Origin of the sequence: Stenotrophomonas sp. TEPEL, assembly GCF_004348785.1 — a bacterium.
GTDB lineage: Bacteria > Pseudomonadota > Gammaproteobacteria > Xanthomonadales > Xanthomonadaceae > Stenotrophomonas > Stenotrophomonas indicatrix.
Map to the genome: position 1 here is coordinate 2,350,081 of NZ_QQXJ01000001.1, position 12,440 is coordinate 2,362,520.

The following is a 12,440-nucleotide window of genomic DNA, read 5'->3' on the forward strand; positions in this document are numbered from 1 at the left end:
ACACGATCACGACAGTCGCGCGCAGAACGGTTTTGTCCGTGATCGGGTTCGCGCGTTCGCCGGGCATGGCCCGGCGCTACCGCGGATGCACCCATCGCGGTGCGGACCCGCCCGGTAGCGCCAGGCCATGCCCGGCGGATTCGGTCAGCTGTCGAGCGCCTTCCGCAGCGCGCTCACCGTGGCGGAGTCTGTCTGGCTCCAGTCCGGGTCCAGCCCTCGCAGGGCCGGGTTCTGGAACTGCATGGCCGAACGTCGTTGCCCCTTGGCCGAGGCATGCAGTTCGAGGCAGCCGGTCTTCCGCGCGACGGCGGCGATGTTGGCCGGGCCCAGCCCTGCGCCGGCCATGACGCTGATCCTGCCGGCCGCCTGCGCGACCAGCGCGGCCAGTACATCGGCACCGGCGTCGGCGCTGGCCTGGCCGCCGGACGTCAGCACCCGCTGGCAGCCCAGCCCGATCACCTGCTCCAGCGCCGCCGGCAGATCGCGCCCGGCATCGAAGGCACGGTGAAAGGTCACCTGCAACGGGCCGGCCGCGCGCAGCAGTTCGCGGCACAGCGGCAGGTCGATATCGCCCCGCGCATCCAGCGCACCGATCACCACGCCATCGCAGCCCAGCGCGCGGCACTGGGCGATGTCGCGCAGCATCAACTCGGTTTCCAGCGCGTCGTAGTGGAAATCCCCCGGACGCGGTCGCATCAGCACGAACAACGGAATCTGCAACCGCTCGCGGGCGATGGCGATGCTGGCAAACGACGGCGTGGTACCGCCTTCGGCAAGGTTGTCGAACAGTTCGATGCGATCTGCGCCACCGGCCTGCGCGGCCAACGCCGAAGCCACCGAATTGCTGGCGATCTCCAGCGTCAGGCGCGCGTTCACGCCTGCGTGCTCGTATAGATCGACGGTGAGTCGCGCAGGTCGTCCTGGCGCTGCGCATCGCACACCGCGTAGACGAAGCCGCGATGCAGTGCATAGGCACCCACCTCGCCCTGCTTGTTCATGGCAAGGAAGCAGACCTGCAGCGTGCGGCTGGCCTCGGGGCGCTTGCGTACCACCCGGTCGATCGCTTCGCGGCAGGCCTGTGCCGGCGAACGGCCCTGGCGCATCAGCTCGACCACCAGGAACGAGGCCGCGTTGCGGATCATTTCTTCGCCCACACCCGAGGCGGTGGCCGCGCCCACGTCGTTGTCCACGTAAAGGCCGGCGCCGATGATCGGGCTGTCGCCGACCCGGCCGTGCAGTTTCCAGGCCATGCCGCTGGTGGTGCAGGCACCGGCCAGGTTGCCCTTGGCGTCCAGTGCCAGCATGCCGATGGTGTCGTGGTTGTCGCTGTTGCCGGGAAGACCGCGGCGCTCGGCATTGATCTGCGGCGCGTACTTTTCGGTCTTCAGCCACTCACGCCAGGCCGCTTCGGCCTTCGGCGTCAGCAGGTGCTGGCGCTGGAAGCCCTGCTGCACGGCGAACTGCTGGGCGCCCTCGCCCACCAGCAGCACATGCGGGCTGTTCTCCATCACCCTGCGGGCCACCGACACCGGGTGCAGGATGTCGACCAGCGCAGCAACCGCGCCACAGCGGCCGTCACCATCCATGATGCTGGCGTCCAGGCTCAGCACGCCGTCGCGGTCCGGGTTGCCACAATGGCCGACGGTGGGGTTGCACAGCTCGCTTTCGGCCCAGCGTGCCCCGGCTTCCACCGCGTCCAGCGCACTGCCGCCCTGCGCCAGTACCTTCCACGCGGCCTGGTTGGCCGGCACGCCGAAGTCCCAGGTCGAGACCACCCTGGCGCCACCGTGCGTACGCGCCTTCACCACCGGCAACGCGGCCACGCCTGCGGCCAGTGCACCGGCCTGCAAAAACTGCCTGCGATCCACCATCTTCGCCTCCGTCTGCATGCTGCGCCCGCCGGCCCGATGCCGGCAGCGCCGATCAATCGTGCGCGGGGGTCCGCGCTGCGTGCCAGGCTGCGGCACCGAGCACACCCAGCTGGCCATGTTCGACCCGCCACACCGGCACCTGGCGCAGCACGTCGGTCAGCACCCCCTTGTTGAGGAAGCGCTCACGGAAACGGCCGTCGGCCAGGAAGTCCTGCACATGGGTGGAAATGCCGCCGGCCAGGTACACCGAGCGCGCGCCCACGGCGATCGCCGCGTCGCCGGCCAGGCTGCCCAGCCAGGCGCAGAACACCTGCAGGGTTTCCACTGCCAGCGCGTCGTCGCCTTGCCGCGCAGCCGCGATCAGCGCTTCGGTGCTGGTCCATTGCGGAGCCACGCCGCGCAGTTCGCACAGGCAGGGATACAGGTTCATCAGGCCGCTGCCGGACAGCACGCGTTCGTTGTCCACATGCGGCCAGCGCCGCAGCAGCTGGCCCAGCACATGCAGTTCCAGCGCATTGCCGGCGCCCAACGCAGCGTGGCCGATCTCGCTGGCCAGCACCGGGCGCTCGCCATCGGCGAAGCGCAACGCGGCGCCCAGGCCGGTGCCCGGCCCCAGTACCAGTGCCGGGAAGGTCTTGGCCGGATCGGCATCGCCATTCAGCGGCACCAGCGTGTCGGCCTGCAGGTAGGGAATGGCCAGCGCCACTGCTTCGAAATCATTGATCAGCTGCAGGTCGGGCAGGCCCGACTCGCGGCGCGTCGCCGACAGCGACACCGTCCACGGCAGATTGGCATTGATCAGGGTATCGCCGTCGAGCAGGCCGGCGATGGCGACCACCGCACTGGCCATCGGCTGGCCGAGACTGGCGGTGAAATCGGCCAGGATCGCCGCCAGGCTGGGGTGGTCGGCGCAGGCGTAGGTGCGGTAGCTGCCCAGCCGCGGCGCCTGCCCCGGTAGGGTCTCAGCCAACGCAAGACGGGCGAAGGTACCGCCGACATCGGCGACGACCAGGCTGCGGGGGACGCCGCTGCGGGCGGGCTCGGATGGCGCCGGGGACACTGCTGCAACGTTCACGCTGGCCTGCTTGGATCGATTGAATCGTGCCGATTCTCAGGCATTGGACGGCCTTTGCCTAGCGCGGCAACAGCGCCGCCCGGGGTCACATGCCTTCCTGCTCGGCCACCCGCACACCGTCCACCAGTACCCGCAGGCGCTGCGGGCGGAACCCGGCGAACAGCAGCGGCCGGGTCCGCTCCACCAGCACTTCATGGCCGGCGATATGGCGCTGCCACGACTGTACCAGCGAGAACGAGAAGTGCGTGCCCGGATGCAGCGGATGCTGCACCCAGACCTTCTCGCTGGCGCTCTGCAGCATCATCGCGCCGGTGAACCAGTGGCGGCTGAGGGTGACCGGCGTGGTGCCGGCCATGAAGCGGATATCCATGCTGCGTCCTTTCGTGATGGGAGCTGGTGATGGCAGCCCGGCCCGCGCTCAGGGCTGCGCGGTCTGCAGGCTGTAGCTGGTGCTGGCGGTGAACACCGCACCATCGGGCTGGGTGGCGCGCACCTCGACCTTGTGGCTGCCCACGGCCAGGTCGGTCGGCAACGTGCCACGCCACAGGTGCGGCGAGGCGGTGGCTTCCGGCGAGCGGTCATAACCGCGCAGCGTGGTGGCCAGATCGTCGGCCACGTTCTCCACCAGCAGGCGCGGATCGGGCTGGCTGACCTGCTTCATCGGCTGCCAGGCGCCGCCATCGACGCGGTACTCGACCACGCTGGCGTCCTCGCCCATGTACACGTTGGCATGGATGCCCCACGCCGGGTACGCGCCCTTGCGCAGCACCTTCGGTGCATGCAGGCCGATCTGCTCGCTGGCGGCCGCACCGGCCACCCGGTACTGCAGGCGATAGCTGCCGTTGCCGGCCACGTCCAGCAACGCATAGCCCTTCGGCGTGCCGTCGCTCATGGTGCTGTCCGGTATGCCGGCGGCATTCTTCACCCCCGACCAGAACGCACCGCAGTTGGCACCGACGTTGTACTCGTGCAGCGGCCTTGCGCCCTGCCAGCCATCAACCTTGCCGTGGTAGACGTGCTGCTGGGTGTGGCTGTGGCCACTGAGCACCAGCACGTTGCGGAAGTCCTTCAGCAGGTCGAACAGGCGCTGGCGGTCGGCATGGCGGAAGGTCTCGCGCCCCGGTGCCGCATCGAACAGCGGGATGTGCATGCCCAGCACCAGCAGGCGGTCCTTGTGCAGGCCCTTCAGGTAGGCCGCAAGGAAAGCGAACTGATCCTCGCGCAGGCCACCGACATACCTGGGCTTGGCGTTGGGGTCGTACACCACGTCGTCGAGGAACACGAAACTGGCGCCCCCCTCTTCCACTGCATAGGTATCGGGGCCGTAGATGTTGCGCCAGCTGTCCAGCGAATGCGCATCATTGGCCGCGTCGACATCCAGGTCGTGGTTGCCGGGTACGTGGAACCACGGCACGCCGAGTTCGGTGGTGACCTTGTTGATCGCCGGGTACAGGGTCAGGTCGTCGTTGACGATGTCGCCCAGGGTGGTACCCAGGCGCGCCTTGGTCTGCCCAACCAGCGGCGCCACGATCGACTGCCGGTAGTAGCCGATGTCCTGCAGGCTGGCAGTCTGCGAGTCGGTGAACACCAGCATCTGGAAACCGCGGCGGCTGTCATGCCGGTCGTTCTGCAGGGCGAAGTCCCAGTTGCGGGCAACGTCACTGGTCGCGGCGATGCCACCGTACTTCAGCGCCGGAGAACCATTCGGCCGGTAGTGCCGCCAGAACGACGGCAGGCCGTCGGCAGCCTTCGGGAAGGAATAGGCATCGGGCTTGATCACGAAGACCGTCTGCCCGTCACGCACCGGCAGGCTGTAGCTGCCGTCGGCGGCGGTCTTGACGATGGTTTCGCCGTTGGACACCTGCACGCCGGCCAGGCCCGGATCGGTCGCACCGCGGCCCGGCTTGCCGTCACGCTCCAGATAGACCTTGCCGCTGACCACGGTATCGGCGGCCCAGGCCGGCGAGGTCAGCAACAGGCAGCACAGCCAGGCGGCAGGCAGTTTCATGGGGGCGGTCCAGGAAAAAGAAGACCCCATATTGTAGGTGCCGACCGTTGGTCCGCACACCTTGTTCAACGATGGCGCTTTTCCAGCACGTCGCGGGCATCTTGCAGCGACAGTCCGCGCGCGCGCAGCAGCACCAGCAGGTGGTACAGCAGGTCCGACGCCTCGCCCAGCAAGGCCTCATCGTCCTGCGCCACCGCGGCCAGCGCCGTCTCCACGCCTTCCTCGCCCACCTTCTGCGCGATGCGGCGGATGCCGCCTTCGAACAGGGACGTTGTATAGCTGCCGGAGGGGCGCAGCGTCTCACGCACGGCGACCAGCTGGTCCAGGCCACCGAGGAAGTCCTTCGGTGCGCCGTCGAAGCAGCTTTCCGCGCCGGTGTGGCAGGTCGGACCTGCCGGGCGCGCCAGCACCAGCAGCGTATCGGCATCGCAATCGACGCTGATCGACTGCACCGCCAGCACATTGCCGGACTGCTCGCCCTTGGTCCAGAGACGCTGCTTGCTGCGGCTGAAGAAGGTCATGTGGCCGATGGCCAGCGTCGCTGCCAGCGACTCGGCGCTGACATAGCCCAGCATCAGCACCTGCAGGGTGTCGGCGTCCTGCACAACGGCCGGCAGCAGTCCATCGCCCTTGTCCCAGTCCAGCGTTTCCAACGCCTGCGGCGACGGCCGCACATCAATAGACATCCCGCACCTCGATCTGCTGCTCGCGCAGGTAGCGCTTCAAGTCGGCAATGGCGATGGCGCCACTGTGGAATACGCTGGCCGCCAGCGCACCGTCAACGTCGGCCTGGTCAAAGGCCTCGGCGAAGTGCTCCATCGTACCCGCACCGCCCGATGCGATAAGGGGCACCTGGCACAGCGCACGTGCCTGGCGCAGCTGCTCGACGTCATAGCCGCGGCGTACGCCATCGCTGTCCATGCAGTTCAGCACGATCTCGCCGGCACCCCGGCGCTGCGCCTCGACGATCCAGTCCAGCGTGCGCAGCGGCACTGCCTGGGTTCTGTCCGGGTCGCCGCTGAAGCGTCGCACGCGCCACTGGCCGTCGTCCTCGCGTACCGAGTCGACACCGACCACCACGCACTGCACGCCGAATTCTTCGGCCAGTTCAGTGATCAGTTCCGGGCGGCCCAGCGCGGGTGAGTTGATCGAAATCTTGTCCGCGCCGGCGAACAGCACGCGACGCGCGGTCTCCACGCTGTCGATGCCGCCGGCCACGCAGAACGGGATATCGATCAGGCGCGCGATGCGCTCGATCCAGGCCACGTCCACCGACCGTGCCTCCGGGCTGGCGCCGATGTCATAGAACACCAGCTCGTCGGCGCCCTGGTCGCGATAGCGCTGCGCCAGTTCGGCGATGTCCCCCATGTCGACGTGATCGCGGAAACGCACGCCCTTGACCACGCGGCCATCGCGCACGTCCAGGCACGGAATGATGCGGCGGCTCAGCATGCCAGCGCCTCCGCCAGGTCCATGCGCTGTTCCAGCAATGCCTTGCCGAGGATCGCGCCGCCACAACCGGCGGCCTGTGCCGCAGCCACGTCGGCCACATCGCGGATACCGCCTGACGCCTGTACCGCCACGCCCGGCAGCAACGCTGCGAGGTGCCGGTACAGGCTGATGTTGGGCCCGGCCAGCATGCCATCGCGGGCGATGTCGGTGCACAACAGGTGACGCATGCCGGCCTGTGCATAGCGTTCGGCCAGCGCATCCAGGGTCACCCCCGCGTTCTCGGTCCAGCCATGCACCGGCAGCTGCCATTGCCCCTGCGCGTCCTGCCGTGCATCGAGGGCGATGGTCAGCCGCTCCGGGCCGAACTCGCCCAGCCAGCCGATCACCTGCGCCGGCTCGCGCACCGCCAGTGAGCCGATCACCACGCGGCTGGCGCCGGCATCGAGGATGCGTGCCACGTCGTCACGGCCACGCACGCCGCCACCGGTCTGCACCTGCAGCGGGGTCTGCGCACGGATCGCGGCCAACAGCGGCGCCAACGTGTAGCCACCGGCACGTGCAGCATCCAGATCGACCAGGTGCATCCACTGTGCGCCCTGTGCGGCGAACGCCTGCGCACGCGGCAGCGGGTCGTCGCCATAGTGGGTTTCCTGCGCGTAGTCGCCCTGGCGCAGCCGCACGACGCGGCCGTCGCGGATATCCAGTGCGGGGTAGACGATGAAACTCATGCAGCGGTGCCCTCGAGGAAATTGCGCAGCATCAGCGAACCGGTATCGCCGGACCGCTCGGGATGGAACTGGGCGCCGAAGTAGCGGCCCTGCTCGACCACGGCGGTGAACAGGCCGCCGTGATCACAGGCGGCGACGGTATGGCTGTTCAGCGGCGCGGCATAGCTGTGCACGAAGTACGCGCTGGCGCGCTCGGGAACCCCCTGCAGCAGCAGCGACGGGCGCAGCGGCAGCAGCCGGTTCCAGCCCATGTGCGGCACGCGGATGCCACAGGCCGGCACCAGCTTGCGCACCACGCCGGGAATCAATCCCAGCGTATCCACACCGGCCTCTTCGGAGCGGTCAAACAACAGCTGCATGCCCAGGCAGATGCCCATCAAGGGTACCTGCAGCTGGCGCAGCGGCTCGACCAGGCCCTGCGCATGCAGGCGCTGCATGCCGGGGCCGGCCGCGCCGACGCCGGGCAGGATCACCCGTTGCGCGCCGGCCAGGCCTTCGGCATCGCGGACCAGCTTCACCGTCGCACCGAGCCGTTCCAATGCGTAGCGCACCGAACCCAGGTTGGCACCGCCGGCATCGATCAGCACGACCTCGCTCACAGCGCCCCCTTGGTGGTCGGCAAGGCGGTGCCCTGCCGCGCCAGTGCTGGCCGCAGTGCACGTGCCAGGGCCTTGAAGCAGGCTTCAACCTTGTGGTGGTCGTTGTCGCCACGCACCTGCAGGTTGAGGTTCAGCCCGCTGGCATCGCACAGCGAACGGAAGAAGTGCGGGACCAGCTCGGTCGGCATGTCGCCCACGCGCTCGCGCTTGAACTCGCCTTCGAACACGAAATACGGGCGGCCGCTGAAATCCAGCGCAGCACTGGCCAGGGTTTCATCCATCGGCAGGGTGAAGCCGTAACGGCCGATGCCGCGCTTGTCGCCCAGCGCCTCGCGCAGGGCCTGGCCCAGTGCAAGGCCGGTGTCTTCGATGGTGTGGTGCTCGTCGATGTGCAGGTCACCCTCGGCACGGATGTCCAGGGCGAAACCGCCGTGCTTGCCGATCTGCTCCAGCATGTGGTCGAAGAACGGCAGGCCGGTGTGGATGTGCGCATCGCCGGCACGATCCAGATCCAGCTCGACGCGGATCTTCGTCTCCTTGGTATTGCGCTGGACCACCGCCGTGCGTGGTGCATCGGCCAGTGCGTGGGCGATGCTGGGCCAGTCCCACTCGCCGCCGAACTGTTCGGTGCGCAGCTGGAAACCACGGATGTTGAGGTTGTCGGCGAACTGCAGGTCGGTGATGCGGTCGCCCACCATGCCCGAGCGCGCCCAGTCGATGCTGCGGTCCTGCAGGTAGGCCGTCATCAGGCCGATACCCGGCTTGCGCGTCGGCGCGTTGTCGTGCGGCCAGCTGCAGTCGACCAGCACGTCACGGAAAACGATGCCCTGGCTTTCGAAGATCTGCAGCATCAGGTCATTCGGGCCATCGAAGCTGGCGCGCGGGTAGCTCTCGCTGCCCAAACCGTCCTGGTTGGTGACGATCACGAACTGGTAGCCGGCATCGCGCAGCTTCAGCAGCGCCGGGATCACCTGCGGCACGAAACGCAGCTTCTCGTAGGCGTCGATCTGGAAATCCGCCGGCTCCTCGATGAGGGTGCCGTCGCGGTCGATGAACAGGATCGGCGTCATGCCGCGGCCCTCCGTGCCGACAGGGCCGCGAGCACGCGGTCGTTCTCTTCGGGGCTGCCGATGCTGATACGCAGTGCGTCGCCCAGCTGCGGTGCGGCGCGCTGGTCGCGCACCACCACGCCGGCAGCAAGCAGCGCGTCGAACGCCGCCTGCGCATCGGTAAAGCGGACCAGCAGGTAGTTGCCGGCCGAGGCGTATACCCGGCCGATGCCAGGCAGGCCCTGCAGGCCGTGGTGCAGGCGCTCGCGCTCGGTGATGACCGTGGCTACCCGCTCAGCGGTGCGCGCAAGCGCGGCCGGCTGCAGCGCCTGCACGGCCAGCTCGGCGCACGGCGTCGGCACCGGGTACGGCGCCTGGCATCGGCGCAGCACGGCAATCAGTTCCGGCGCGGCGATCAAGGTGCCGACACGCGCGGCGGCCAGTGCGTGCGCCTTGGACAACGTGCGCAGCACCGCCAGGTTGGCGTGCGCGGCAAGCAGCGTGGTCGCCGAAGCGCGCTGCGCGTACTCGACATAGGCCTCGTCCACCACCACCAGCGCCTGCCCGCGCAGGGCATGGGCCACGCGCTCGATCTCCGCCAGCGGGATATCGCTGCCAGCAGGATTGGACGGCGCGCACAGGAAAACGAGCTTGGCGCCCTGCCCCTTCGCAGCGGCAATAACCGCATCCAGGTCCGTGCGCAGGCCCTCACCATCGTCAATCAGCGGCACCTCGATCAACGGCGCACCCTGCAACCGCGCACAGACTGCGTACATGCCGAATACCGGCGGCGTCACCAGCACGCCATCGCGGCCGGGCACGCACAGGGCGCGCCCCAGCAGATCGATCGCCTCGTCGCTGCCACGGCCTACCAGCAGCTGTTGCGGCTGCACGCCGTACAGCGACGCCAGCGCATCACGCAGCGCAGCCGGCTGCGGCTCCGGGTAGCGGCGGCTGCCCCCCGTGGCGTCGGCCGGGTTGGCCCACGCCGATTCGTTCGCGTTCAACCACACCTCGCCCTGCACCGCGCTGCTGCGCGCCGAACTGTAGCCGGCAAAGGCCTGCAGGTCCGGCCGTACCAGGGCCAGCACGCCGTCGATGTCCGCGCTCATGCGGCCACCTCCATGCGCAGTGCCACCGCACGTTCGTGCGCATCCAGCCCTTCGGCACTGGCGATGATGCGCGCGCAGCCACCGATCGCGGCCAGGCCAGCAGCGGTCGCGCTCTGTACGCTGATCAGGTTCTGGAAGCTGGCCACGCTGACGCCACTGTAGGCGCGTGCGGCACCGGCGGTGGGCAGCACGTGGTTGGTGCCGCTGCAGTAGTCACCCAGTGCTTCCGGCGTGTAGTCGCCGAGGAACACCGAACCGGCCGCCTGCACCTGGTCCAGCCACGCGCGCGGCTCGCGCAGGGCCAGGATCAGGTGTTCGGGGGCGTAGCGGTTGCTGATCGCAAACGCATCGGCCAGCGAGTCCACCTGGATCAACTGCGATGCCGACAGCGCCTGGCGGGCGATGTCCTGCCGCGGCAGCAGGGCCACCTGGCGCTCAACTTCGGCCTCGACGGCCGCCAGCATCGCCGCGTCATCGGTCAGCAGCAGCACCTGGGAATCCGGGCCGTGCTCGGCCTGCGACAGCAGGTCGGCGGCAACGAATGCAGGGTTGGCACCGGCATCGGCGATCACCAGCACTTCCGAGGGACCGGCCGGCATGTCGATGGCGGCGGCACCGTCCTGTGCCACCTGCTGCTTGGCTTCGGTGACGAAACTGTTGCCCGGCCCGAACAGCTTGTCGCTGGCCGGGATGCTTTCGGTGCCATAGGCCATCGCCGCGATCGCCTGCGCACCACCCAGCTTGAACACGCGTTGCACACCGGTCAGGCGCGCGGCCACCAGCACCGCAGGATCGGCCGTACCGTCGGCACGCGGCGGGGTGCACAGCACCACCTGTGGGCAAGCGGCCAACTGCGCCGGCACGCCCAGCATCAGCGCGGTGGACGGCAGTGGCGCACTACCGGCCGGCACGTACAGGCCAACCCGGCCGATCGGCCGCAGCATGCGCTCGCAGACCACGCCCGGCGCGGTTTCCACCGTATAGCCCTGCCCCATGCCGGCCGCGTGGAAGCGGGTGATGCGTTCGGCCGCTTCCACCATGGCCTGGCGCAGCTCGGCCGGCACCGCGGCATCGGCAGCTGCGAACTCGACTGCGGAAACTTCGAAATCCTGCAGATCCACGCCATCGAAGCGCGCGGTGATCGCGCGCAGCGCGGCGTCGCCCTGCGTGCGCACCTGCGCGATCAGCGCGGCCACCGCATCACGGGTCTGCTGCGCCACGGTCTGCACCGGGCGGGTCAGCGCCGCGCTGCGTGCGGCCTCGTCAAGTTGCGACCAGATCAGACGATTCATGCCAGCGACCGCTCCACGCTCAGTACCATCAGGCCCTGGGCGCCGGCGCGCTCCAGTTCTTCCATGCGCTGCCAGGTCAATGGACCGGGGCACATGGTCTGCAGGCGCAAAGCACCGCCATCGGCAGGCAAACGCACCAACGGTTCGGCATCGGCCAGCAGCTGCGACAACGCGTCGACGCGGTCTTCGCTGGCGCGGAACATCAGCAGCTTGCGGTCCTGCCGCTGCACCACACCGTCCAGGCGGCGCAGCAGCATGCTGCGCAGCGCGCCGCGCGCATCATCGGGAACGCGTACCGCACCGGCCAGCACGGCTTCGCTGTCGAGCAGGTTGTGCACCGGGGTGAGCTGGTTGGCACGCAGCGTGGCGCCGCTGGAGACCAGGTCGCAGATCAGGTCGGCGGTGCCCAGGCGCGGCGCGATCTCCACCGAGCCGGACAGTTCCACCACCTGTGCGTCCACGCCCTGCGCGGCCAGCCACTGCTTGAGGATGGCCGGGTAGCTGGTGGCGATGCGGGTACCGGCCAGTTGTGCCGGCCCCTGCCATTGCCAGTCTTCCGGCACCGCCAGCATCAAGCGGCACTGGCCAAAGCCCAGCCCCCGCAATGCCTGGTAGGCATCGGCCAGGCCGATCTGGCGACGCGCGGCCGCCTGTTCGTCCAGTTCATTGCGGCCGACGATACCCAGGTCGCAGACGCCATCGGCGATCAGGCCGGGAATGTCGTCATCGCGCACCAGCAACAGGTCCACCGGCAGCGATTCGCCGTAGCAGAACAACTTGTCGCGGCTCTCGCGCCAGCTCAGGCCACAGGCACTGAGCAGGTTGCGGGCGGGCTCGGCCAGCCGGCCACTCTTCTGGATGGCGATACGCAGCCGGTCTCGCGCCGGCGCTGCCTGGGTTGCACTCATGGGGGAGGTCTCGAAGTCTGGAACGGGGCGCGGATCAGCGCGAAGCAAGGCGGTCGACAGCGGCGGCATAGCCTCGATGGCCATGCTCGAGCGTGCGTGCCACCCGTCCGGTGGTGGTCACGCTGACGCCGGTGCGCTCGTGGATCTCGCGATAGGGCACGCCCTGCTGCAGCAGCGGCACCACCTTCCAGCGGTCGGCCATGGCTTCCAGCTCGGCCGGCGTGCACAGGTCACGCAGGAAGGCGACCACCTGCTCCGGCTCGCGCAGCGCGGCGAAGGCTTGGGCCAGGGATTCCAGATCGGCTTGCGGGTCTTTGGCGGAAATGTNGGGGCGGGCTTTCACGGG

General features: G+C 68.9%; 14 protein-coding genes. All 14 read right to left on the bottom strand.

The genetic code is table 11. The features are described from left to right. Nucleotides 1-144 precede the first annotated feature (144 nt). On the bottom strand, nt 145-876 hold the full coding sequence (locus tag TEP_RS10540) for a copper homeostasis protein CutC (protein WP_132825247.1): 732 nt from the start codon (nt 874-876) through the stop codon (nt 145-147). After that, complete coding sequence (locus TEP_RS10545; protein ID WP_132825248.1) at nt 873-1,871, bottom strand: N(4)-(beta-N-acetylglucosaminyl)-L-asparaginase; 999 nt, start codon at nt 1,869-1,871, stop codon at nt 873-875. Before TEP_RS10545 ends, TEP_RS10540 begins: the two co-directional genes overlap by 4 nt. A gap of 52 nt (nt 1,872-1,923) precedes the next feature. After that, the gene (locus TEP_RS10550; RefSeq protein ID WP_132825249.1) at nt 1,924-2,946 is read right to left on the bottom strand and encodes a glucokinase; all 1,023 of its coding nucleotides are present in this window, start codon (nt 2,944-2,946) and stop codon (nt 1,924-1,926) included. 85 nt (nt 2,947-3,031) lie between these two features. Next, nucleotides 3,032-3,316 carry a hypothetical protein gene (locus TEP_RS10555; protein ID WP_132825250.1) on the bottom strand — a complete coding sequence of 95 codons (285 nt, stop codon included), beginning with the start codon at nt 3,314-3,316 and terminating at the stop codon, nt 3,032-3,034. 48 nt (nt 3,317-3,364) lie between these two features. Further along, nucleotides 3,365-4,954 carry a calcineurin-like phosphoesterase family protein gene (locus tag TEP_RS10560; RefSeq protein ID WP_132825251.1) on the bottom strand — a complete coding sequence of 530 codons (1,590 nt, stop codon included), beginning with the start codon at nt 4,952-4,954 and terminating at the stop codon, nt 3,365-3,367. 65 nt (nt 4,955-5,019) lie between these two features. Then, a complete protein-coding gene (hisIE, locus tag TEP_RS10565; RefSeq protein WP_132825252.1) occupies nt 5,020-5,640 on the bottom strand; it encodes a bifunctional phosphoribosyl-AMP cyclohydrolase/phosphoribosyl-ATP diphosphatase HisIE in 621 nt (206 codons plus the stop codon). Beyond that, the gene (gene hisF, locus TEP_RS10570) at nt 5,630-6,406 is read right to left on the bottom strand and encodes an imidazole glycerol phosphate synthase subunit HisF (RefSeq protein ID WP_132825253.1); all 777 of its coding nucleotides are present in this window, start codon (nt 6,404-6,406) and stop codon (nt 5,630-5,632) included. The genes hisIE and hisF overlap by 11 nt, the downstream gene beginning before the upstream one ends. Beyond that, on the bottom strand, nt 6,400-7,134 hold the full coding sequence (hisA, locus tag TEP_RS10575; protein ID WP_059064076.1) for a 1-(5-phosphoribosyl)-5-[(5-phosphoribosylamino)methylideneamino]imidazole-4-carboxamide isomerase: 735 nt from the start codon (nt 7,132-7,134) through the stop codon (nt 6,400-6,402). Before hisA ends, hisF begins: the two co-directional genes overlap by 7 nt. Beyond that, nucleotides 7,131-7,733: an imidazole glycerol phosphate synthase subunit HisH gene (hisH, locus tag TEP_RS10580; protein ID WP_025874829.1), complete on the bottom strand. Its 603-nt coding sequence runs from the start codon at nt 7,731-7,733 to the stop codon at nt 7,131-7,133. The genes hisA and hisH overlap by 4 nt, the downstream gene beginning before the upstream one ends. Beyond that, nucleotides 7,730-8,803 (bottom strand): bifunctional histidinol-phosphatase/imidazoleglycerol-phosphate dehydratase HisB, encoded by a 1,074-nt coding sequence (gene hisB, locus TEP_RS10585; RefSeq protein ID WP_132825254.1) that lies wholly within the window; start codon nt 8,801-8,803, stop codon nt 7,730-7,732. Before hisB ends, hisH begins: the two co-directional genes overlap by 4 nt. Further along, a complete protein-coding gene (gene hisC / locus TEP_RS10590; RefSeq protein WP_132825255.1) occupies nt 8,800-9,894 on the bottom strand; it encodes a histidinol-phosphate transaminase in 1,095 nt (364 codons plus the stop codon). Before hisC ends, hisB begins: the two co-directional genes overlap by 4 nt. After that, nucleotides 9,891-11,186 carry a histidinol dehydrogenase gene (gene hisD, locus TEP_RS10595; protein ID WP_132825256.1) on the bottom strand — a complete coding sequence of 432 codons (1,296 nt, stop codon included), beginning with the start codon at nt 11,184-11,186 and terminating at the stop codon, nt 9,891-9,893. The genes hisC and hisD overlap by 4 nt, the downstream gene beginning before the upstream one ends. Next, entirely contained in the window at nt 11,183-12,094 is a 912-nt protein-coding gene (hisG, locus tag TEP_RS10600; protein ID WP_033830971.1) for an ATP phosphoribosyltransferase, read from the bottom strand. Before hisG ends, hisD begins: the two co-directional genes overlap by 4 nt. Before the next feature lie 34 nt (nt 12,095-12,128). Continuing rightward, a complete protein-coding gene (locus TEP_RS10605) occupies nt 12,129-12,437 on the bottom strand; it encodes a YerC/YecD family TrpR-related protein (protein WP_132825257.1) in 309 nt (102 codons plus the stop codon). Nucleotides 12,438-12,440 lie beyond the last annotated feature (3 nt).

Bases quoted from the DNA above. Each gene is read 5' to 3' on its own strand.
- hisC (WP_132825255.1), bottom strand. From the start codon at position 9,894: ATGAGCGCGGACATCGACGGCGTGCTGGCCCTGGTACGGCCGGACCTG.
- hisIE (WP_132825252.1), bottom strand. From the start codon at position 5,640: ATGTCTATTGATGTGCGGCCGTCGCCGCAGGCGTTGGAAACGCTGGAC.
- TEP_RS10555 (WP_132825250.1), bottom strand. From the start codon at position 3,316: ATGGATATCCGCTTCATGGCCGGCACCACGCCGGTCACCCTCAGCCGC.
- hisD (WP_132825256.1), bottom strand. From the start codon at position 11,186: ATGAATCGTCTGATCTGGTCGCAACTTGACGAGGCCGCACGCAGCGCG.
- hisG (WP_033830971.1), bottom strand. From the start codon at position 12,094: ATGAGTGCAACCCAGGCAGCGCCGGCGCGAGACCGGCTGCGTATCGCC.
- hisA (WP_059064076.1), bottom strand. From the start codon at position 7,134: ATGAGTTTCATCGTCTACCCCGCACTGGATATCCGCGACGGCCGCGTC.
- hisF (WP_132825253.1), bottom strand. From the start codon at position 6,406: ATGCTGAGCCGCCGCATCATTCCGTGCCTGGACGTGCGCGATGGCCGC.
- TEP_RS10560 (WP_132825251.1), bottom strand. From the start codon at position 4,954: ATGAAACTGCCTGCCGCCTGGCTGTGCTGCCTGTTGCTGACCTCGCCG.
- TEP_RS10545 (WP_132825248.1), bottom strand. From the start codon at position 1,871: ATGGTGGATCGCAGGCAGTTTTTGCAGGCCGGTGCACTGGCCGCAGGC.
- hisB (WP_132825254.1), bottom strand. From the start codon at position 8,803: ATGACGCCGATCCTGTTCATCGACCGCGACGGCACCCTCATCGAGGAG.